Here is a 21,553-nt window from a genome sequence, read left to right as displayed (position 1 = left end):
CAAGAGTTTGTTGCTGCAAATCAAGTCTTCACGGACGGTAGTTCCGACACCAGTCGGAGCGAGGCATTGATGCCCTCCAGCTGGTAATGTGGGCGCAGATAGAAGCGGGCGGCGTAATAGCCGGGACGCCCCTCCACGCTGTCCACCTGAACCTCGGCGGCGGCAAGCGGGCGCTTGGCGCGCGCCTTGTCGTCGGCAAAGGCCGGGTTGGCCAGCACGTACCGGTTGATCCACTCGGTCAACCAGATCTGCATGTCGGCGCGCTCCTTGAACGAGCCGACCTTGTCGCGCGCAATGGCCTTGAGGTAGTGCGCAAAGCGCGAGACCGGGAAGAGATAGGGCAGGTTGGCGCTCAGCCGCTCGTTCGACTGTGCGTCTGGGTCGACCAGCCGTCCCGCCCGCGTCTCGTCGTCCTGCAGCGAGTGTGCGCCGATGAAGGCCGCGAGATCGGTATTCTTCCGGTGCAGGATCGGCATCAGGCCCAGCTTGGCCAGTTCGGCTTCGCGCCGGTCGTCGATGGCGACTTCCGTCGGGCATTTCATCGCGATCGACCCATCGTCGGTCGGGAAGCTGTGCACCGGCAGGTTCAGCACCGTGCCGCCGTTCTCGACGCCGCGGATCTGCGTGCCCCAGCCAAACAGTTTGTGGCTGCGGTTGATGTTGACGCCCATCGGGAAGGCGGCATTCATCCAGACATATTTGTTGTGATCGCCCTGCACCTCTTCCTCGAAGGTGAAGCCCTTCACCGGAACGGTATCGGTGCCGTAGGGCAGCCGGGCCAGGACTCGGGGCATGGTCAGGCCGATGTAGCGAGCGTCCTCGCTCTCGCGCAGCGACTGCCACGAGGCATAGGCCGGATTGGAGACGATCTGCTGCAGGTCTTGCGGGTTCGGCAATTCCTGCCAGCTGTCCATGCGGAACAGGCGCGGCGAGGCGGCTGCGATGAACGGCGTATGCGCGGAGGCGCAGATGCCGGAGATGTTGCGCAGCAGACCGACGTCGCGCGGGTGGTTGGAGAATTCGTAGGCGCCAATCACGCAGCCGATCGGTTCGCCGCCAAGCATCGAATACTCGTCCGTATAGACTTTCTTGAAGATCGGGCTCTGGTCCCACATCTGGCCTTCAAAGTCTTCAAGCGTGTCGGCCAGTTGCTCCTTGGAAATGTTCATCACCCGGATCTTCAGCTTCTGATCCGTCTCGGTGTTGTTGACGAGATACCAGAGGCCGCGCCATGTGCCCTCCATTTCGCGCACTTCCGGCGCATGCAGGATCTCGTTCACCTGCGTGGTCAGCATCTTGTCGATGCCCGCGATCAGCGACTTGATCGACTTGATCGCATTGGACGAGATGGTCGTGGTATCGGAACGGGACTGTGCCGCCAGGGCGAGATTGCGCACGAGTTGCTGCAGCTTCTCGCTGTCGTCCTTCTTGACCTTGAAATCCTTCTCGAGGAGCCCGCTGAATTCTCCAAGGTCTATGGCTTCGGCCTCGGCGGCGACGGCGGCGGTCTTTTGCTGTTCGGCCATGATCTACTCCCCTGCTTTGTCGTCGTCGGTCAGCGCCTGACTGGCGATCTTGCCAAGAAGCGGCTCGTTGTTCAGAAGCTGCGCGATGCGCTTCTCGGCGTCGACGCGGCCATCCATGAAGCCCAGCAATTCCTCGAGCTGACGACGCATCTTGAGGATCTCAGCCAGTTGCGGAACTTGCGCGGCGATCTTGTCCGGGGCGAAATCGCCCATTTTGGTGAAGGTGAGATCGAGCGCCAGTTCCTCGTCGCGCTCCTGGCCTTCGGCCTGCGGCAGCGTGTTCTTCACCCGGGCTTTGACGCGGGGCCCGAGCGCCTCCATGAACTTGGGGAAGCGGTTCGCGTCGGTCTCGACAAAGGAGCGGTCCAGCACCGATTTTGACGCTTCCTTGGTTTGCGAAGCTCCGGAAAGATCGGCCATCACGCCCATGACGAACGGCAGTTCGATCGTCGTCGGGCTGCCATAGGTTTCCACATCATAGGCGATCTGCACCCGCGGCGCGCGATTTCGTTCGATGACCTTCGCTTTGCTTTCGGCTGGCATGTGTTGTTACCTTTCATCCTTCTGTGCCGCCTTCTTGGCATCGGGAACGCCGGCAAGGAGCCGGAATTCCTTCAGCCCCGACGGGGCGAGATCTTCCATAAGTTCAACGAAATCCATGTGCACCATCCGGCGCACCCGCCGAGCCAGGTGCGGGATCGGGCTCGACGGCTCGGTGCGGTCATAGAAGGCGACCACGAGGTCGAGGCATTTCACCACGTCGTCGCGCGAGGAAATCCGGTCGGGAAGCCCCGTGCTCGAGTCCGCGTAGCTTGCCATACTTGCCATCGCATCGGCTCCATGACCGTTTCGGGCAGGCGTTGCCGGTTCTGCCGGCGGGGGCGGCTTGGCCGCGCCATTGGCCACGGCGCCAGCTGCCGAATTCCGTTCGAGCGTCGTCAGCAAACGCTGCAGAAACCGCTTTAATTCCGGAACCGGAGCGCCGCCGCCATCGAGACGAGCGTTGAGGGCGGTCTCGACAGCATCGAGGGCCGCGATCGCTGACCGGGTGTCGGCGATGAGCAAGACCATCTCTGCGTTGGCTTGATCCATCTGTGCCGCGCATCCGGCACGCACCCGGTTCAAGAGTTGTCCGTGCGCACTGACCAGTGCCGCCTTTTCTGCCGCGTTCAACCCCGAGGCGGCTTCCTGGAGCATGACCCGGTCGTCGAGCGCGCCCTTTTCCAAGTCTATGCCCTGAATCGGGCCGATTGCACGCGGCGCAAAGAACGTCATTTGCCGCAGGTTCGCCAACAACCCGTCCTGACCATTCTGCAGGTCGAGCAGCGCGTTGATGCGGCGCAAGGCGGCATCGCGTGGCGAAGCGCTGGGGCGCAGTGCCGGATGCATGGTTTCCCAATACTGGTCGAAAGTCTGCGCAATGAGGGTCAGGCCCTGCGCGAGCCCGGCCAGCCCCTCTTCATTGGCCAGCGCGCGCGTGACGATGACGAGCAGGCGCAGGTCCCGGCCATGCGCGCGCAATTCATCCGCCTTGGCAAGCACCGCCGCCCAGTCGGCCGGAATGGTGCTTTGCGAGGTGGCCTTGTTGTTGCCGTCGTGGAGGACCTTGATCTGGGCTTCAGTCAGGCGCTCCAGCTCATGAAAAGCCGGGTCGTTGCGCAAATCCTCCCCGGACGGATTTTCACCGTCGAGCGGAGTAAGCCAGAGTGCGAGATCAATCACACCAACCCCCAGCGACCGGCCGTCAAACCGTACGTGACGCAACGTTATCACACGGTTGTACTTTACCACAATTCAACGACTGCTCAAAAATTAACAGAAGCTAAATGCGACCTTCTTGAGTGCCGGTTGACTGCGCATCTAGCCCCGTCCATCACGCACTTTGTCAATCGGCGGCTTCTGTGGCAGGTTATCGACTGGCAGATTGCAGGAGCACGTTCGATGGAACAGCGCCGGTCATCGCAGAGCTTCAAACGCAAGGAACTGGTCGGCAAGCTCAATCCTGTCGGGGTGCGGGCCTTCAAGGCCGCGGCCGATACCGCCAAGCTGCGCGGCAATCCTTACGTCGAACTCGTCCACTTCATCGAGCAACTGGTGCTTTCCGACCGCTCTGATGTGCAAATGATGGTCGCCGATGCGGGACTGGATGTGAGCCGGCTCACCGCCGACATGACCCGCGCCGTCGACAAGCTGCCTTATGGCGCGACGTCGATCGAGGAATTTTCCGACCATATCTTCCACGCCATCCAGGAAGCCTGGAACCTGGCGACGCTGGAATTCGGCGTCGAGGAAGTCCGCAGCGCACATATTCTCCTTGCCTGCCTGAAGACGCCGGTGCTGGAAGGCCTGTTGTCGAAGATCAGTGCCGAGTTCGACAAGATCGACGCCGACGCGGTCATTGCGCGGTTCGCCGATGTCGTGGAAGGTTCGCTCGAAGCCGGTGCAGCGATCGCGGTTCCCGCGGCCGAAACGCCGAAGCGGGCTCCGGGCGGGGATTCGGCGCTGGCGAAATACGCCACCGACCTGACACAGCGCGCCCGCGACGGCAAGATCGATCCGGTCGTCGGCCGCGATCCGGAGATCAGGCAGATCGTCGATATCCTGATGCGACGCCGGCAGAACAACCCGATCCTGACCGGTGAGGCCGGCGTCGGCAAGACGGCGGTCGTCGAGGGCTTTGCCTTGCGTATCGCCCAGGGCGACGTGCCGCCCACACTGCAGGATGTCAGCGTCCGCATGCTCGATGTCGGATTGATGCAGGCGGGTGCCAGCGTTAAGGGCGAATTCGAAAAACGGCTGAAGGCTGTCATCGACGAGGTTCAATCGTCCGAAACGCCGGTGATCCTGTTCATCGACGAAGCCCACACCCTGATCGGCGCCGGCGGCGCGGCAGGAACGGGCGATGCCGCCAATCTCCTGAAACCGGCGCTGGCGCGTGGCGAACTTCGCACCATCGCGGCAACGACCTGGGCCGAATACAAGCAGCACATCGAGAAAGACCCGGCGCTGACCCGCCGTTTCCAGGTGGTAAAGATCGACGAGCCGTCGGAGGCGGTGGCCGTTCTCATGTTGCGCGGCGTGGCCGGGGTTCTGGAGCAGCACCACAAGGTGCAGATACTGGATGAGGCGATCGAGGCGGCGGTCGGCCTGTCGCATCGCTACATCCCGGCGCGGCAACTGCCCGATAAGGCGGTGAGCCTTCTCGACACCGCTTGCGCCCGTGTCGCCATATCACAGCATGCCACGCCGGCCGAGGTCGAAGACATCATGCGTCGCCGCCAGGCGCTGGAGGTCGAGCGCGGTATCATCGGCCGCGAGGCCGCGATCGGCATCGAGGTGGCCGAGCGGCAGGCACGGGTCGACGCCGGACTGGCCGAAACCGAGGTCACGCTGGCCGCGGCGCAGCAACGTTGGGATCGGGAAAAGGCTCTGGTTGGCGAGATACTCGAATTGCGCGCCCGGCTGCGCGGCGAAGGTGTGCCGCTCGATGCGGTGGAGACGCCGGAGACCGAGACAGCAGGCGCTGATGCCGCTGAGACTCTACCGCCCAAGACCGAAGCGCCCAAGACCGAAACGCTAAAGACCGAAACGCCCAAAACCAAAACGGCAAAGACCAAGGCAGCCAAGGCCGACGTGGAGACACCGGCGGCGGCCAATGCCTCTCCACCCGAACCGGCCGCCGATCTAGCCCGGCTGCGCGAACTGATGGCCGAACTCGCCGAGGCGCAAGGCGAGACGCCGCTGATCCTGCCGTCGGTCGACCGCAACGCCATTGCGGCGGTCGTTCAGGACTGGACGGGAATCCCGACCGGGCGGATGCTGTCGAGCCAGACCGAAAAGGCGCTGCGGCTCGCCGCGACCTTGTCCGAACGCGTGGTCGGCCAGGATCACGCCATGGAGATGATCGCCAAGCGTGTGCAGACCAGCCGCGCCGGGCTCGGCGCGCCGGAAAAACCGGTGGGCGTGTTCCTGCTCTGCGGTCCCTCTGGTGTCGGCAAGACCGAAACCGCATTGGCATTGGCCGAAACGCTCTATGGGGGTGAGCAGAACCTGATCTCGATCAACATGTCGGAGTTCCAGGAGGCACATACCGTCTCTACCTTGAAGGGCGCACCGCCCGGATATGTCGGCTATGGCAAGGGCGGCATCCTGACCGAGGCGGTCCGTCGCAAACCCTATTCGGTGATCCTGCTCGACGAGGTCGAAAAGGCCCATCCGGACGTGCACGAAATCTTCTTCCAGGTTTTCGACAAGGGCATGATGGACGACAGCGAGGGCCGGCGCATCGATTTCAAGAACACGCTGATCCTGCTCACCTCGAATGTCGGCTCGGAGGTCATCATGGACCGGACCAGGAACGGTACGCTACGGGCCGGGCTCGACGATCTGGACACCGCGTTGCGCAGCCCGCTGCTGAAGGTCTTCCCCGCGGCCTTTCTCGGCCGGGTGGTGACAATTCCTTACTATCCGCTCTCGGATTCGATGATTGAAGCGATCACCCGTCATCAGTTTGCCAAGATCGCCCGCCGGCTGCGTGCAACCAACGACGCCGAATTGGTGATCGGCGACGGTGTCATGGACCTGGTCAAGGCCCGCTGCACCGAGATCGAATCCGGCGGGCGGATGATCGATGCCATCCTGACCAACACCCTTCTGCCGGAATTGAGCCGCGGCGTGCTGAACCGGTCGCTCGGGGGCGAAAAGATGACGAAGGTAACCGTTGGCGCCTCCAAGGAGGGCTTCACCTATTCCTTCGAGTAGCGTAGGGCGGGCTTCCCGTCACCGAAAGGCTGGCACATGAAGTCTTCAGCCTGCCGATGCAGCCCTACCTGGACGAAGCCACGCAGGACTTCATTGTCGAAGCAATCCATGAAGCCTTGAATCCGTCGGCTTGATCCGACGGCGTCCTCGGAAATTTCGAGTCCGAAAGGAATGGCCGCTCCGACCGAATGAACGATCCTGATGGGATATTTTTGTAACGAAAAAAATTCAACAAAATCAGATAGTTTGTAAATATTTTATTTCAGATAACGCTCGATTTTAGCGCTGCCCGTGTCATTGTCTCACATATTGACGTTAAATTCACATCGCTATATGGTCCGTTCAATCCGCAAGGTGTCAGCCGCATTGTATCGCCGTTGTCCATTGATTGTCGTTATGTCTGTAGCGCTTGCCCCAGCCTGCAGGATTGTCGCGCAGTGCGCATCGCCAGTTGCCGAAAGAGGCGGTGATCATGCCCAGTTTGCTCGGAATCGATAACGGCCTCACGGTCACCAAGGCGGTGATCTTCGATGCCGATGGCACGCAGTTGTCGGTGGCGCGCCGGCGGGTGCCGCAGTCGATGCCCCATGCGCGCTGGGTGGAGCGCGACATGGCAGGCCTCTGGCAAGCGACCGCCGACGCCATCAAGGAAGCGATCGCGCTCTGCGGCCGGCCGGCGGACGACATCAGGGCGGTGGCGGCGACTGCGCACGGCGACGGTCTCTATCTGCTCGACAAGGATCGTCGGCCGCTAGGGCCAGGAATCCTGTCGCTCGACAGCCGCGCCGGCGAGATTGTCGAAAAATGGTCGGCGGATCAGGTCTTCGACGAAGCGCTTGCGCGCACCGGCCAGACGCCGCATGTTTCGGCGCCTTCGGCGCTGCTTGCATGGCTCAAGCAGAACGATCCGGATCGCTATGCTCGCATTGGTCACATACTGGCCTGCAAGGACTGGCTTCGCTTTTGCCTGACCGGCACGATCGGCACCGACCGTACCGAGGCCAGCACGTCGTTCACGGATTTCCGCACGCAGGCCTACGCGCCGGAAGCGATGCAGGTCTTCGGATTGGGCGAGCTTTTCGACGCGCTGCCGCCGGTGGCGCATTCGGCCGACATCGTCGGCCAGGTTACCGCTGATGCCGCCGAAATGACTGGCCTTCGCAAGGGAACGCCGGTCGCCTGCGGCCTGCACGATGTGACCGCCTCGGCGCTTGGCATGGGCGGCCATGAAGAGGACGTGCTCAGCGTCGTCGCCGGCACCTATTCCATCAACGAAGTCGTCTCTTCGAAACCGCGCGTCGACCGGCGCTGGTTCTGTCGCAACGCCATCGATGCAGGCAGCTGGAACAACATGGCGATCTCGCCGGCCTCGACTGCAAACTATGACTGGTTTCTCGACACCTTCTGCCGCTCGGAGCAGGACAGGACAAACGCCGATGGCGGCTCCATCCACGAACTGCTGGCAGCAGAGATCGACGCTGCGCTGAAGAAACCTTCGACCATCCTGTTTCATCCCTATCTGTTCGGCTCCCCCTATGGCGATGTTGCCAGCGGCAGTTTTGTCGGCCTGCATGGCTGGCACGATCGCGGCGACATGCTGAAGGCGGTTCTGGAAGGCATCGTCTTCAATCACCGCACCCATGTCGAAGCCTTGCGCGAGGGCTTCACCGTCCGCGAGATACGACTGACCGGCGGCGGTTCGCGCAATCCGGCATTCGTACAGATGTTTGCCGACGTGCTGAACGCCCCGGTCACCATCACCTCGACCGACGAGGCTGCCGCCTTTGGTGCCGCCCTTTGCGCCGGCGCCGCGGTCGGCATCTTTGCGACGCCGCAACAGGGCGCCAGGCAGGTCGGCATGACGGCGCGCCAGTATCAGCCTGTGCCTGCCTCCAGTGCCGTGTTCAGCGAGCGGTTTTCCCTCTATTGCCGCATCGCCGAGCAGCTGAAATCGCAATGGCCTGAGATCGAAAGGCTGGCGCGGCCAGACACCAGGGGGACTGCATGATCAAGGCCGACGAACGACGCGAAGAGATCGCCGAGTATGTGATCAAGCTCGGCCAGGTGCGCATCGACGATCTGGTCGAGCATTTCGGCGTATCGCGCATGACCATCCACCGGCACATCGACCGGCTGGCGCAACAGGGCGTGCTGCGCAAGCTGCACGGCGCGGTGACGGTTCAGCCTTCCGGCCTCTACGAAAGTGCCTTTCGTTATCGGGTGACGGTCAACAGAGCCGAGAAGGATACGCTGGCGCGGGCGGCACTGGACTATGTCGAAGCCGGACAGGTGGTCATGCTGGACGATTCATCGACGGCAAATGCCGTCGCCACGCTGCTGCTCGACGTCAAGCCGCTCACAGTCATCACCAACAGCGTGGCGACGGCTTCGCTGCTGACCAATGTCGACGACATCGATTTCATCTGTCTCGGTGGCAAATACCACGGCACCTACAATGCCTATATCGGCATCGTCTGCGAGAACGCCGTGGCGCAGCTTCGAGCCAATGTCCTGATCTGTTCGGCTTCGGCCATCACTGGCACCACAGCCTTCATTCAGGATCCCAATGTCGTGCGGGTCAAGCAGGCGATGATGGCCGCATCGGTGAAGCGCATCCTGCTGGTCGACCATGCGAAATTCGACCGGATCGCACTGCATGTCTTTGACGATCTGACCAGTTTCGATGCCGTGCTGACGACCGAGGGGCTGGGCGATGCACAGGCGCAGCACCTCGAACGGGCCGGCGTGAAGCTGCGCATCGTCAAGACGACGGCACAATGAGCCAAGCCGACACAGCAGGTGAGGAAAGTGCCGCCGGGCGTCTCGCCGCCATGGCCGCGGCTGGTGAGGTCGACGTCGTCATTCTTGGCGCCGGCATCAACGGGGCGGGGCTGTTTCGCGACCTGTGCGCGCAAGGCGTCAGCTGCCTGATCGTCGACAAGGCGGATTTCGGCTCCGGCACCAGTGCCGCGCCCTCGCGGCTCATCCATGGCGGGTTGAAATATCTCGAAACCGGCGAGTTCGGGCTGGTGGCGCAGTCGACGCTCGAACGCAACCTGCTTTTGCAGAACGCGCCGCACTATGTCAGCCCGCTACCGACGGTCATTCCGATCTTTTCCTGGAGCAAGGGCATGCTGGCGGCGCTGCGAACGCTGTTCGGCTCGACCAGCGCTCCGCGCAGCCGCGGCGCCCTCCTGATCAAGATCGGCCTGATGATCTACGATTTCTACGGCTCGCGAAACCAGGTCATGCCGCGCCACCGCATGGTCGGGCGGCGGCAGGCGCTCAGTGAGATGCCGGCGCTCAACCCTTCGATCGTCGCCACCGGCACCTATTACGATGCCAAGATAAGCCATCCCGAAAGGCTGGTGCTCGAGTTGATCCTCGACGGGCTGCAGGCCAATGCAGGTTCCGCCAGCGCGAACTACACGGCGCTGGAGAGCTCAGCCAATGGCATGCTGACCTTCCAGCCGGAAAACGGTGGTGCATTTTCGGTGCGGCCAAAGCTGGTGGTCAATGCCGCCGGTCCCTGGATCGACGATGTCAACGCCTTGCTCGGTGCACCGTCGAAGATGATCGGCGGAACCAAGGGCTCGCACATCCTGCTGAAGCATGACGAACTGGTAAAAAGCCTGGCCGGGCGGATGCTTTACTTCGAGGCCGATGACGGCCGCATCTGCCTTGTCTACGACTATCTCGGCCTGGCGCTGGTCGGCTCGACCGACATCAAGGCCGACAACCCCGACGAGGTCCGCTGCGAACCCGACGAAGTCGACTATCTACTCGAGAGCGTGCGGACGCTGTTGCCGGGCATGATTTTCGAACACGCCCAGATCGTCTACGCCTATAGCGGCATCAGGCCGCTGCCGGCCTCGGATGCATCGCTGCCGGGCCTGATCAGTCGCGATCATTCCGCTCCGGTCGCCGAGCCAGACCGGGACAGGCCCTTCGCGGTCATTTCACTGGTCGGCGGCAAATGGACGACGTTTCGCGGCTTTGCCGAGGAAGTCGCCGACGCCATACTCGACCGTCTGCGGCGCAGCCGTAAGGTAACGACGCAATCCATGCCGATCGGCGGCGGCAAGGACTTCCCTGCCAATGCGGCGTCGCGCGCAAGCTGGCTAGCCCAGGCCCGGACGGAGACGAACGTCGAGGAACCACGTCTCGACCAATTGCTGTCGCGCTACGGGACCAGAGCCCTGGAGATTGCCACGCATGGGCCAGCTGATGAGGGCGAACTGCCGGACTCCGACAGCTACAGCAGATCGGAAATCGACTACATCGTCCGCAACGAGTTCGTCGAACATCTGGCCGACATCGTCATGCGTCGCAGCACGCTCGCCATAGGCGGTTCACTGACAAGCCGTGACCTGCAGGAGATCGCCATGATCGCCGGGCGTGCGCTGGGCTGGAACGCCAAGCGAATTGCGCAGGAAGTCGAGGCTGCTGTCGTGGAGCTTGAAGGCAGGAATCTGATGCGGCTGGACTGAGCGCGTCATCGACACTGTCGATACCCTTTTTCGGGGCAAATCCGATCGGTTTGCTCCTGACTGCGCCGCGCACCCAATATGTCCCAACTCACAGATGAATTGGGATATTTATACAGATGAGAATTTAATAATAAAAACAGATACTTAATTTGCAAATGAGCGACGATCATCTTCATGACGTCGCCAACAAGGATGCCAAATAACATCAATTGACGTTAATTTAACATCGCCATATGATCGGCCAACATGCCGACCTCCTAATAGACCGACGCCGACCGAGAGGGCGACGTATCGGCGAGGGGTGAGGCCCGTGGATTCCCCGCAACGGGTTGGGGGCCAATTGGCGGAGGGATTGACAGCGATGCAAAGGTATGAAAATTTTTGCACACAAAGATAATAATATCATCTCGGGAGGAGATGGCTTGAAATCTGGCGGAACCGCTAACCGCGACCACGAGTCCAGCCTCGCCACACGCGCGGCGTGGCTTCACTTCGCCGGGGGTCTCACGCAGGCCCAGGTGGCCAAGCGGCTTGGCCTGACCAGCCTCAAGGCGCATCGGCTCATCACCAAGGCCAACCAGGAAGGTCTGGTCAGGGTCTTTATCGACGGCGACGTCGCCGAGTGTGTGGAGTTGGAGCAGCGTCTGACCGCCGCATACGGGCTCGATTATTGCGAGGTGGTTCCGGATCTGGATCAGGAAGACCTGCCGCTCAGGGGACTGGGCATCGCCGGTGCGCAGTTCCTGAAGCGCGAGATCGATCGTGGCGAAGACATGCTGATCGGCGTCGGCCATGGCCGCACCCTTGCAGCCAGCGTCGAATATCTGACGCGCACCCCTGCCGCCCACATCCGTTTCGTCTCGCTGCTTGGCGGCGTGACGCGCAAATTTGCTGCCAATCCGCACGACGTCATGCATCGGCTGGCCGAGCGGACCGGCGCGCAGGCCTATGTGATGCCGGTGCCTTTCGTCGCCAACACCGCCGAGGACCGTGAGGTGCTGCTTGGCCAGCGCGGCATCAGCGATGTCTTCGCTCTGGCAGGCCGGTCCGACCTGATGTTCGTCGGCATAGGGACCGCCGAGCGGGAAGCTTCGCTGGTCGCAACCGGCATGATCGAGCATTCCGAAATCGATGAGGTCAAGCGCGATGGCGGCGTCGGCGAGCTGCTCGCCCATTTCTTCGACGACAAGGGGCGTCCTGTGGAAACGGCGCTGTCGGAAAGAATCCTGGCGCTCCCGCGGGACCAATTGAAAGGCCGCAGGATCGTCGCCGTCGCCGGCGGCAAGGTGAAAGTGCGGGCGATCAAAGCGGTGCTCGAAAGCCATTACCTGAGCGGCCTGATCACCGATGAATGCACCGCCCGTGCCCTTGTCGAATTGAACCAGTCCAATGGAGCGGCCAGCGCGGCGAAGCGCCATGTGAACGGAGGATCGTCGAATGCGTGACAACGGAAAACCCGCATCGCCGGTGTTTGTATCATGAGCGCGAAGGCCGCCCCCGCATCGACCCGGCAGGTCTCGCCCGGCCTGCGCCGCATCCTTGCCGGTGCCGCGGTTGTCGTCCTGCTCGGCGCCATGGCGCTTGACACCAAGGTGGTCAGGATAGGATCCGCGGGCGACGTTCGCAGCGCCGTCTTTTCGGCGGCCGACTATGGCAAGTCGGAATTTCCCAAGGTGCAGGCCGATGTCGAGGCGCGAGCGGCCGACGCGGTGACGGTGGCGACGGCGATCGCCAAGGACCGGGCAACGGCGGAGAAGGAATACGGCGTGCCCGCGGGCGTCGGACCGGTCATCTCGGTCAAGTTCACCGGCGTCGTCGGCGAGGGAAAATCGGGTATCTACAAGGTCGCCGTCGAGGGCGTGCCGGATACGTTGCAGGTTCGCGTACAGACGGGGCCGGCGATCAACGGCACCGAGCTGCGCGACGCCACCGGCAAGATCACATTCGGTCAGTTCACCAACCAGATCGAGTACCAGGACGCCGGCTCGGCGCTGAACAACGAGATGAAGAAGGAAGTCCTGGCAAAGGTCGATACCAGCGCCCTGACCGGCAAGACCATATCGGTGGTCGGCGCGTTCAAGCTGGTCAATCCGAAGAGCTGGCTGGTCACTCCGGTGAGGCTGGAGGTGCAATGAAACCGGCTGCCGACACCGCGCCCGCGAATGGCGACGCCGTGCTTTCGGCGCGCAACATCGTCATGTCGTATGGCGGCGTTCACGCGCTCAAGGGCGTCAATTTCGACATCCATCGCGGCAAGGTCACCACGCTGTTCGGCGAGAATGGCGCCGGCAAGTCGACGCTGATGAAGATCCTCTCCGGCGTCGTCACGCCGACATCCGGCGACATCGTGCTCGACGGCAATCTCGTCACTTTTTCCTCGTCCTCGGACGCGCGCGATCGCGGCATCTCGATCATCCACCAGGAACTCAGCCTGGCGCCGAACCTCAGCGTTCGCGACAACATCTTCATGGGCCGCGAACTACGCACCAGGACCGGCCTCGACTTCGCCGAGGAATCGCGCCAGGCGCGCGCGCTGATGGCCGATCTCGAGGAGGACATCGACCCGATGACCCTGGTCGAGGATTTGCGCCTCGGCCAGCAGCAGATCGTCGAGATCGCGCGGGCGCTGTCGGTCGACTCTCGCATCCTCATCATGGACGAACCGACCTCGGCGCTCAGCGCGACAGAGGTGGAGGTGCTGTTCAAGGTGATCCGCGACCTGACCAGCCGTGGCGTTTCCATCGTCTACATTTCACATCATCTCGAAGAGGCGCTGCAGATCACCGACTACGCCGTTGTCCTGCGCGATGGCGCGATTACTGCTACGGCCGAAGCCAGGGACATCGATCTCGAGTGGATCGTCCGCAACATGGTGGGCGAGAACTTCGATCTCGGCTCGCCGCCGACCGATCATGAGTTCGGCGAGGTCGCCCTGTCGATCGAGGATGTCAGCGTCATAGACGCTTCGGGCTCCGGCTATTCCGTGGTCGATCACCTGTCGCTGGATGTCAGGGCCGGCGAGATCGTGTGCATCTATGGGCTGATGGGCGCCGGACGTACGGAATTGCTGGAAGCCGTCGCCGGGCGGATGCCGATGGCAGGCGGCCGGGCGCTGCTGGAAGGAGAGGATGTCTCGAGACTGAGCATTGCCCAGCGCATCGCTAAAGGTCTTGTGCTCGTCCCCGAGGACCGCCAGCGCGACGGGTTGGTGCAGACGATGACCGTCGGCCGCAATCTCTCGCTTGCCAGCATCGAGGCGTTTGCAAAAGGGCTGTTTCTATCCCGCTCCAGGGAGCGAGAGCTGGTCGAGGACTCGATCCGCAAGGTGACCGTCAAGACCGCGGGCGGCAATGCCATGATCGGATCGCTGTCGGGCGGCAATCAGCAGAAGGTCGTCATCGGCAAGATGCTGACGACCAACCCCAAGGTCATCCTCCTCGACGAGCCGAGCCGCGGCATCGATGTCGGCGCCAAGGCCGAGGTCTTCCGCTTGCTGAGCGAACGCGCCGCGCAGGGTCTGGCGGTCGTCTTCTCGACCTCCGAGGTCAACGAGTGCCTCAGCATCGCGCACCGGATCGTGGTGATGCGCCGGGGCAGGATTTCAGCAGAGTTCGGCGCCAGCGCCACCAAAGAGCAGATCATGGCCGCCTCCGGCGAAGCCGTGGTTGCCTGATCACCATGAATTTCGGAGCCCCGATCATGACCGACGTCAGCCAGGCCAGAAAACAGTCCAGTGCAAGCGCGCCCGGCCAGGGCTTCGATCTCGCCAAGCTGTTGCTCGAGGGCCGGGCCTTCTTTGCCCTGATCGTCATCATCGTCGTCTTCTCGATCCTGTCGCCCTACTACCTCTCGGTGGCGAATTTCCTGACCATGGCCTCGCATGTCGCCATCTTCGGAATTCTCGCTGTCGGCATGCTGCTCGTCATCCTCAATGGTGGCATCGATCTGTCGGTGGGGTCGACACTGGGCTTGGCCGGCGTCGTTGCCGGATTCCTGATGCAAGGCGTGACGCTGACCTGGCTGGGCATCGTTCTCTACCCGCCGGTCTGGGTGGTCGCGGTGATTGCCTGCATGCTGGGCGCGGGTGTCGGCTTGATCAACGGCGTGCTCATCGCGCGCTTCAAGGTTCCGGCCTTCGTCGCCACGCTGGGCGTCATGTACATGGCGCGCGGCCTGGCGCTGCTGATGACCAGCGGCCTGACCTACAACAACCTTGGCGGCAAGCCTGAGCTGGGAAACACCGGCTTCGACGCGCTTGGTTTCAACCGCCTGTTCGGCGTGCCGACCGGCGTGGTGGTTCTGGTGGTCATCGCCCTCCTCGGCAGCATCGTCTTGAACCGCACCGCTTTCGGGCGCTGGCTTTATGCATCAGGCGGCAACGAGCGCGCGGCCGAATTGTCCGGCGTTCCGGTCAAGAGGGTGCAGGTTTCCGTCTACGTGCTGTCAGGCATCTGTGCCGCCATTGCCGGCCTGATCCTGTCCTCGCAGCTGACATCGGCGGGGCCGACTGCCGGCACCACCTACGAATTGACGGCCATCGCGGCCGTCGTCATCGGCGGCGCGGCGCTGACCGGCGGGCGCGGCAATATCCGCGGAACCCTGCTCGGCGCCTTCGTCATCGGCTTCCTTTCCGACGGTCTGGTGATCATCGGCATCTCGTCCTACTGGCAGACAGTGTTCACCGGCGCCGTCATCGTGCTCGCCGTGCTTCTCAATGCCGTTCAGTATCGCCGCCGTAGCAAGCTCCCAGCTTCGACGGGCGGCCAACCGACTTCTCAGCAACGGGGGAAGGCCGAGCCGGCCAATCCTGCCCAAGGGAAGACTGCCAGGTGACTGGCAGCAACACCGCGTAAATCATTTGGAGGAATGTACATGAAAACCATGCTGAAAAGTCTGCTTGTCGCTGCGATGGTTGTCGGGTTCACGGCCGCCGCGTCGGCCGCGGGCCTGATCTCGATCATCGTCAACGATCCGGCCAACCCCTACTGGCTGACTGAGGGCAATGTCGCCAAGGCCGAAGCCGAGAAGCTCGGCTATACGGCCAACGTCGCTGCCCACAAGGGCGACACCAACACGGAAAGCAACCTGATCGATACCGCCATCACCAACAAGTCCGTGGCGATCATCCTTGATCCGGCCAATGCCGACGGCTCTGTCGGTGCGGTGAAGAAGGCGATTGCCGCCAACATCCCGGTTTTCCTCGTCAACGCCGAGATCAATCAGGAAGGTCTCGCCAAGGGGCAGCTCGTTTCCAACAATGCCCAGGGTGCTGCTCTGGGCGCCCAGCAATGGGTGCAGGCAGTTGGCGAAAAGGGCAAATATGTCGAACTCCTCGGCGCCCCGTCGGACAACAATGCCGCCACGCGCTCGAACGGTTACGCGACCGTGCTGAGCCAATATCCGGATCTCGAAAAGGCTGCCTCGCAGGTCGCCGACTGGGATCGTACCAAGGGCCACGACAAGATGCAGAGCATGCTGCAGGCCAATCCCGACATCATCGCCGTGATCAGCGGCAATGACGAAATGGCGCTCGGCGCGGTTGCTGCTCTGAAGGAAGCCGGCAAGCTTTCCGGCATCAAGGTCGGCGGCTTCGATGGCTCTCCGGACGCGGTTGCTGCGATCAAGTCCGGTGAACTGCAGTACACCGTGCTTCAGCCAGTCGCCATCTTCTCGGCCAAGGCCGTGCAGCAGGCGGACTCGTTCATCAAGTCGGGCGCCACCGGTGCCGCGACCGAGAAGCAGCTGTTCGATTGCCTTCTCATCACCAAGGACAATGTCGACAAGTACACGGCACCCTTCGTGCTGTCTGAATGAGACCTGCCCAGGGGGTGTCCTTGCGGACACTCCCTGCCTCATCTACCGCTCGAGACAATGTCCCTGTGAACCGCCTTCGTAACCAACCGGAATTTGCGGCATGAAAGATCTGCTGATCGGGATCGACGCCGGAACGTCGGTGATCAAATCGGTCGCTTTCGATCTGTCAGGCCGGCAGCTTGCAGTGACGTCGGTGAACAACAGCTTCGTCACGCTGGAAGGTGGCGGCGCCGAGCAGGACCTTGATCAGACCTGGCGCGACATGGCGCGGACCGTTCGTGACCTGGCGACCAAAATTCCCGACGTCGCGCAACGAACCGCGGCGGTTGCCATCACCGGGCAGGGCGACGGAACCTGGCTGATCAATCGCGACGGCTTGCCGGTCGGGCGGGCGTGGCTGTGGCTCGACGCCCGAGCCGGACATCTGGTGGACGAGATGCGCGCCGATCCCCGCGATCGCACGCGGTTTGAACTGACCGGTACGGGGCTCAACTCCTGCCAGCAGGGCGCCCAGCTTGCCTTTATGAAAAAGAACGATCCGGACATGCTGAAGCAGGCGGCGACCGCACTGCATTGCAAGGATTGGCTCTACTTCAAGATGACGGGCGAACGCGCCACCGATCCGTCCGAAGGAACCTTCACCTTCGGCGATTTTCGCTCGCGCAGCTATTCCGACGAAGTCTTCGACATTCTGGATCTGACGACGCATCGCCGCCTGTTGCCTCCCATGATTGAGGGCACCACCGACCATCATCCGCTGTCGCGGTCGGCGGCAGGAGAGACCGGCCTGCTTGAAGGTACGCCGGTTGTCCTGGGTTATGTGGATATGGTCATGACAGCGCTCGGAGCCGGCCTCTATGATCCCTCAGGCAACGTCGGCTGCACGGTCATCGGCTCAACCGGCATACACACGCGCTTCGCCCGCACACCTGGCGATGTCGTGCTCAACGGCGATGGGTCTGGCTACACGATCGCCATGCCTATTCCGGGTGGCTTTGCGCAATTGCAGTCCAATATGGCGGCGACGCTCAACATAGACTGGCTGCTTGGCCTTGCGCGCGACGTGCTCACCGCCGGCGGCGCCGAGCTCTCGCGCGACGATTTGCTGAAGGCGCTCGACGTCTGGGTGGAGGGATCGGAACCGGGATCGCTGGTCTATCAGCCCTACATTTCGCTCGCCGGCGAACGCGGACCGTTCGTCGCCCCTGATGCGCGCGCAGGCTTCATCGGCCTTTCGGTCAAGCACGGCTTCGGCGATCTGGCGCGCGCCGTCCTCGAGGGATTGGCCTTCGCCGCTCGCGATTGCTACCAGGCGATGGGCGCGGTGCCGGGCGAGATCCGGCTGTCGGGCGGTGCTGCGCGCAGCCCGTCCCTGCGTCGCATCATCGCGGCGGCGACCCGCGCGAAAGTGCGAACGAGCAGCCGCCAGGAAGCAGGTGCTGCAGGTGCGGCGATGATGGCCGCTGTCGGCCTTGGCGTCTACCGGTCCATGGACGACTGCGCCGCCGAGTGGGTGACGCCGCTTCTCGGCGACTGCGATGCCTATGACGAGGCGCTTTCGCAAACCTACGATGCGCTCTTCCCTTCCTTCGTTGCGGCGCACCAGGCGCTTCGGCCGGTGTGGAAAGCCATGGCGCACCGGCCCCGCATCTCGGGTGCACAGGAGTAAGGTCTTGAGTGATACAGTTGATCTCTTCGTGATTGGCGGCGGCGTCAACGGGGCCGGCATTGCGCGTGATGCGGCAGGTCGTGGGCTGTCCGTCATCCTGTGCGAAAAGGACGATCTGGCGCAAGGCACCAGCTCGCGTTCCGGCAAGCTGGTGCATGGCGGCCTGCGCTATTTGGAATATTATGAATTCCGGCTGGTTCGCGAGGCGCTGATCGAACGCGAGGTGCTGCTCGAAGCGGCCCCGCACATCATCTGGCCCATGCGCTTCGTTCTTCCGCACAGCCCCGAAGACAGGCCGGCATGGCTGGTCCGGCTCGGACTGTTTCTCTACGATCACCTTGGCGGCCGCAAGCGGCTGCCGGGAACCAGGACGCTCGATCTCGGAACATCGCCGGAAGGGGCGCCGATCAAGCACGAATTCAAGCGCGGTTTCGAATATTCCGACTGCTGGGTCGACGATGCGCGCCTGGTGCTGCTCAACGCCCTGGACGCTAGCCAACGCGGCGCCACCGTGCTCACGCGCACCGCCTGCGTCGCGGCGCGCCGCGAAGACGGACTGTGGTCGATCGACATGCAGGATGGCCGCACGGGTGCGGTGACGAAAGTCCGCGCGCGCGCGCTGGTCAATGCGGCAGGGCCGTGGGTCAACGACATTGTCAGCCGCGTCGCCGGGCAGAATTCCACCCGCAATGTTCGGCTTGTAAAGGGCAGCCATATCGTCGTGCCCAAATTCTGGGAGGGGCGGCAGGCCTATCTCATCCAGAACAGCGACAAGCGGGTGATCTTCGTCAACCCCTACGAGAACGATCTGGCGCTGATCGGCACGACCGACATTCCCTACGAAGGCAGGCCGGAGGAAGTGACCGCCGAGCCAAGCGAAGTCGACTATCTGATCAAGGTGGTCAATCGCTATTTCAAGCGACAGCTGACACCACGGGACGTGGTCTACAGCTTCTCCGGCGTGCGTCCCCTGTATGACGACAACGCCGACAATCCAAGCGCGGTGACGCGCGACTACATTTTCGAACTCGACGCCCCGAGCGGCGGCGCACCGCTGCTTTCGGTGTTTGGCGGCAAGATCACCACCTTCCGCAAGCTGTCCGAACATGCGCTGGAGAAAATCCAGCCGTTCTTTCCAACGATGAAGAAAGCCTGGACAGCCAAAATTCCCTTGCCGGGGGGCGACCTGCCGAATGCCGACTTCGAACAGTTCCTGAGCGACTTGCATACCGAGTTTCCATGGCTCAGCCCGTCGCTGGTGAAGCACTACGCTCGAAGCTATGGCAGCCGTGCCAGACAATTGCTCTCCGGCACGCAAAGCGAGGCGGATCTCGGCCGCCGCTTTGGACCCGATTTTTATGAACGGGAGGCAAAGTTCCTGATCGACACCGAATGGGCCGGCACATCAGCCGACATATTGGAGCGTCGCACCAAACATGGCCTTCATATCAATGCAGCCGAGCGGAAGACATTCGAGGACTGGTTCGGTAACATCATGGCGGCAGCGGACTGATGGCTTTCACGCTTTCCCTCAACACCAATCCGCTGGTCAACCGCTTCGCCGATCCCGATGACCTGATCGATGCCATTGCCTATGGCATCGGCATCCGGGACGTGCAGCTGACGCATGAATTCGTCAATCCGGGCTGGCCGGCGGCGACGATTGCCAAATTCCTGCGCCTGTTCAACAGGGCGCTTTCGCGGACCGGTGTCAGGATTACCTCCGGCATGACCGGACCCTACGGCCGACTCAATCATTTCGGCCATCCGGACGCGGATGTCCGGCGCTACTATGTCGACTGGTTCAAGACCTTCGCCGACATTTCCGCCGAACTCGGTGCACCAGGCATGGGCACGCAGTTCGCCATATTCACCTACAGAGACTTTGACGATCCGCAGCGGCGCGCTGCGCTTCTCGACATCGCGCTTGAATGCTGGCGCGAGGTGGCCGAACACGCCAAGGCGGCGGGCCTGACATATTTGTTCTGGGAGCCGATGTCGGTGGGCCGGGAATTTGGCCACACGATCGAAAGCTGCATCACGCTGCAGCGCGCCATCGATGCCGCCAAGCTGCCGATCCCGATGAAGATGATGGTGGATATCGACCACGGCGACGTCACCTCGCCAAATCCTGCCGACACCGATCCTTATGCCTGGGCGAGAGCGTTTCCATTGCAATCGCCGATCATCCACATCAAGCAGTCTTCGATGAACAAGGGCGGACACTGGCCGTTCACCGCTGCCTACAACAAGGATGGCCGCATAATTCCGCAAAGGCTGCTGGATGCGGTTCATGAGGGTGGCGGAACCGACAACGAAATTTGCCTTGAACTTTCCTTCCGTGAGAGGGAACCGGTCGATCATCAGGTTGTCGAGATGATCCGCGAGTCGGTGGATTTCTGGGCGCCTTACATCGACAGCGGCCGCGACAGTCTCAAGCCTCGTGCCTGAACGAATACGTCGCCTGAAGCCGGCGCCGATGTGGCCACAAAGGATCGAAGGAGAAAAAGAATGGCCCCATATTGGGTCGGTACGAGCTGGAAGATGAACAAGACGCTGGCGGAGGCGCTACAGTTTGCCGATGTGCTGGCGGCATTCGTGCCCGGGTTCGACCCGGCGATACAACCGTTCGTCATTCCGCCGTTCACTGCCGTGCGCGAGGTCAAGGCGGCATTGGCCGCGACCCGCGTGAAAGTCGGCGCTCAGAACATGCATTGGGCGGACGCCGGCGCCTGGACGGGAGAGGTTTCGCCGGTAATGCTGAAGGATTGTGGGCTCGACCTGATCGAACTCGGCCATAGCGAGCGTCGCGAGCATTTCGGCGAAACGGATGTGACTGTCGGGTTGAAGACGGCCGCGGCGATCAGGCACGGTTTGGTGCCGCTGATCTGCGTCGGAGAGACGCTGGTCGAACGCGAGGACGGTCGCGCCGATCACGTTTTGACCGCGCAGGTTCTTGGTGCGCTGCAAGGCCTCAAGGACGGTGAACTGTCGGCAGAAATCCTCTTTGCCTACGAGCCTGTCTGGGCGATCGGCGAGAAGGGTATCCCGGCCAGCGCCGACTATGCCGACAAGCAGCAGGCGCTGATCAAAGAGGTCGCCGCAAGCCGGTTGCCGAACGCGCCGCCCGTGCTTTACGGCGGCAGTGTCAATCCCGGCAACGCGGCCGAACTGATCGGCCAGCCGCATGTCGATGGCCTGTTCATCGGCCGCTCGGCGTGGCAGGCGGAAGGCTATATCGACATCCTGAAAAAGGCGTCGGCCGCCATCGAGCGCTGACCATTTCAATAAGA

At 62.4% G+C, this 21,553-nt stretch carries 16 protein-coding genes; 13 read left to right on the top strand and 3 right to left on the bottom strand.

Annotated elements, in window-relative coordinates:
• Positions 1 to 20: 20 nt before the first annotated feature.
• Genes tssC through tssA form a run of 3 tightly spaced genes read right to left on the bottom strand, consistent with a single transcriptional unit; the run spans position 21 to position 3,248 of the window.
• The gene (gene tssC, locus HNQ71_RS06170) at positions 21 to 1,526 is read right to left on the bottom strand and encodes a type VI secretion system contractile sheath large subunit (protein WP_184871650.1); all 1,506 of its coding nucleotides are present in this window, start codon (positions 1,524 to 1,526) and stop codon (positions 21 to 23) included.
• Between the two features lie 3 nt (positions 1,527 to 1,529).
• Entirely contained in the window at positions 1,530 to 2,069 is a 540-nt protein-coding gene (gene tssB / locus HNQ71_RS06165) for a type VI secretion system contractile sheath small subunit (protein WP_095080775.1), read from the bottom strand.
• A gap of 6 nt (positions 2,070 to 2,075) precedes the next feature.
• Positions 2,076 to 3,248: a type VI secretion system protein TssA gene (tssA, locus tag HNQ71_RS06160; RefSeq protein WP_184871649.1), complete on the bottom strand. Its 1,173-nt coding sequence runs from the start codon at positions 3,246 to 3,248 to the stop codon at positions 2,076 to 2,078.
• Between the two features lie 219 nt (positions 3,249 to 3,467).
• Between tssA and tssH the strand changes: the two genes are divergently transcribed.
• The 13 genes from tssH to HNQ71_RS06095 all read left to right on the top strand — a co-directional run bounded on the left by tssH (position 3,468) and on the right by HNQ71_RS06095 (position 21,539).
• Positions 3,468 to 6,287 (top strand): type VI secretion system ATPase TssH, encoded by a 2,820-nt coding sequence (gene tssH, locus HNQ71_RS06155; RefSeq protein ID WP_184871648.1) that lies wholly within the window; start codon positions 3,468 to 3,470, stop codon positions 6,285 to 6,287.
• 472 nt (positions 6,288 to 6,759) lie between these two features.
• Positions 6,760 to 8,295, top strand: coding sequence for an FGGY-family carbohydrate kinase (locus HNQ71_RS06150; RefSeq protein ID WP_184871647.1), 1,536 nt, complete (start codon positions 6,760 to 6,762; stop codon positions 8,293 to 8,295).
• Positions 8,292 to 9,068: a DeoR/GlpR family DNA-binding transcription regulator gene (locus HNQ71_RS06145; RefSeq protein ID WP_095080779.1), complete on the top strand. Its 777-nt coding sequence runs from the start codon at positions 8,292 to 8,294 to the stop codon at positions 9,066 to 9,068. Before HNQ71_RS06150 ends, HNQ71_RS06145 begins: the two co-directional genes overlap by 4 nt.
• A complete protein-coding gene (locus tag HNQ71_RS06140) occupies positions 9,065 to 10,777 on the top strand; it encodes a glycerol-3-phosphate dehydrogenase/oxidase (RefSeq protein ID WP_184871646.1) in 1,713 nt (570 codons plus the stop codon). Before HNQ71_RS06145 ends, HNQ71_RS06140 begins: the two co-directional genes overlap by 4 nt.
• Before the next feature lie 371 nt (positions 10,778 to 11,148).
• Positions 11,149 to 12,222, top strand: coding sequence for a sugar-binding transcriptional regulator (locus HNQ71_RS06135; RefSeq protein ID WP_246461214.1), 1,074 nt, complete (start codon positions 11,149 to 11,151; stop codon positions 12,220 to 12,222).
• Positions 12,223 to 12,255: 33 nt separating this feature from the next.
• Positions 12,256 to 12,912, top strand: a complete 657-nt coding sequence (locus HNQ71_RS06130) for a DUF2291 family protein (RefSeq protein ID WP_184871644.1) — start codon at positions 12,256 to 12,258, stop codon at positions 12,910 to 12,912.
• Positions 12,909 to 14,450, top strand: coding sequence for a sugar ABC transporter ATP-binding protein (locus HNQ71_RS06125; protein WP_184871643.1), 1,542 nt, complete (start codon positions 12,909 to 12,911; stop codon positions 14,448 to 14,450). Before HNQ71_RS06130 ends, HNQ71_RS06125 begins: the two co-directional genes overlap by 4 nt.
• Positions 14,451 to 14,476: 26 nt before the next feature.
• Entirely contained in the window at positions 14,477 to 15,610 is a 1,134-nt protein-coding gene (locus tag HNQ71_RS06120) for an ABC transporter permease (RefSeq protein ID WP_184871642.1), read from the top strand.
• Positions 15,611 to 15,649: 39 nt separating this feature from the next.
• The gene (locus HNQ71_RS06115) at positions 15,650 to 16,591 is read left to right on the top strand and encodes a D-ribose ABC transporter substrate-binding protein (RefSeq protein WP_184871641.1); all 942 of its coding nucleotides are present in this window, start codon (positions 15,650 to 15,652) and stop codon (positions 16,589 to 16,591) included.
• 100 nt (positions 16,592 to 16,691) lie between these two features.
• The gene (locus tag HNQ71_RS06110; protein WP_184871640.1) at positions 16,692 to 18,260 is read left to right on the top strand and encodes an FGGY-family carbohydrate kinase; all 1,569 of its coding nucleotides are present in this window, start codon (positions 16,692 to 16,694) and stop codon (positions 18,258 to 18,260) included.
• A gap of 4 nt (positions 18,261 to 18,264) precedes the next feature.
• A complete protein-coding gene (locus HNQ71_RS06105; protein ID WP_184871639.1) occupies positions 18,265 to 19,773 on the top strand; it encodes a glycerol-3-phosphate dehydrogenase in 1,509 nt (502 codons plus the stop codon).
• Positions 19,773 to 20,711 (top strand): sugar phosphate isomerase/epimerase family protein, encoded by a 939-nt coding sequence (locus HNQ71_RS06100; protein WP_184871638.1) that lies wholly within the window; start codon positions 19,773 to 19,775, stop codon positions 20,709 to 20,711. Before HNQ71_RS06105 ends, HNQ71_RS06100 begins: the two co-directional genes overlap by 1 nt.
• 60 nt (positions 20,712 to 20,771) lie before the next feature.
• Positions 20,772 to 21,539 (top strand): triose-phosphate isomerase, encoded by a 768-nt coding sequence (locus HNQ71_RS06095; RefSeq protein ID WP_184871637.1) that lies wholly within the window; start codon positions 20,772 to 20,774, stop codon positions 21,537 to 21,539.
• The last annotated feature ends 14 nt before the right edge of the window (positions 21,540 to 21,553 follow it).

The sequence above is a fragment of the Mesorhizobium sangaii genome, from assembly GCF_014207355.1.
GTDB classification, from domain to species: domain Bacteria; phylum Pseudomonadota; class Alphaproteobacteria; order Rhizobiales; family Rhizobiaceae; genus Mesorhizobium; species Mesorhizobium sangaii.
Note: the sequence above shows the minus strand (reverse complement) of the source record. Positions and strands in the feature narration are given on the sequence as shown.

Coding starts and splice junctions, on each gene's coding strand:
- HNQ71_RS06125 (WP_184871643.1), top strand. CDS start 12,909: ATGAAACCGGCTGCCGACACCGCGCCCGCGAATGGCGACGCCGTGCTT.
- HNQ71_RS06110 (WP_184871640.1), top strand. CDS start 16,692: ATGAAAGATCTGCTGATCGGGATCGACGCCGGAACGTCGGTGATCAAA.
- HNQ71_RS06100 (WP_184871638.1), top strand. CDS start 19,773: ATGGCTTTCACGCTTTCCCTCAACACCAATCCGCTGGTCAACCGCTTC.
- HNQ71_RS06135 (WP_246461214.1), top strand. CDS start 11,149: ATGAAAATTTTTGCACACAAAGATAATAATATCATCTCGGGAGGAGAT.
- HNQ71_RS06120 (WP_184871642.1), top strand. CDS start 14,477: ATGACCGACGTCAGCCAGGCCAGAAAACAGTCCAGTGCAAGCGCGCCC.
- HNQ71_RS06130 (WP_184871644.1), top strand. CDS start 12,256: ATGAGCGCGAAGGCCGCCCCCGCATCGACCCGGCAGGTCTCGCCCGGC.
- HNQ71_RS06095 (WP_184871637.1), top strand. CDS start 20,772: ATGGCCCCATATTGGGTCGGTACGAGCTGGAAGATGAACAAGACGCTG.
- HNQ71_RS06115 (WP_184871641.1), top strand. CDS start 15,650: ATGAAAACCATGCTGAAAAGTCTGCTTGTCGCTGCGATGGTTGTCGGG.
- HNQ71_RS06150 (WP_184871647.1), top strand. CDS start 6,760: ATGCCCAGTTTGCTCGGAATCGATAACGGCCTCACGGTCACCAAGGCG.
- HNQ71_RS06145 (WP_095080779.1), top strand. CDS start 8,292: ATGATCAAGGCCGACGAACGACGCGAAGAGATCGCCGAGTATGTGATC.
- tssB (WP_095080775.1), bottom strand. CDS start 2,069: ATGCCAGCCGAAAGCAAAGCGAAGGTCATCGAACGAAATCGCGCGCCG.
- tssH (WP_184871648.1), top strand. CDS start 3,468: ATGGAACAGCGCCGGTCATCGCAGAGCTTCAAACGCAAGGAACTGGTC.
- tssC (WP_184871650.1), bottom strand. CDS start 1,526: ATGGCCGAACAGCAAAAGACCGCCGCCGTCGCCGCCGAGGCCGAAGCC.
- HNQ71_RS06140 (WP_184871646.1), top strand. CDS start 9,065: ATGAGCCAAGCCGACACAGCAGGTGAGGAAAGTGCCGCCGGGCGTCTC.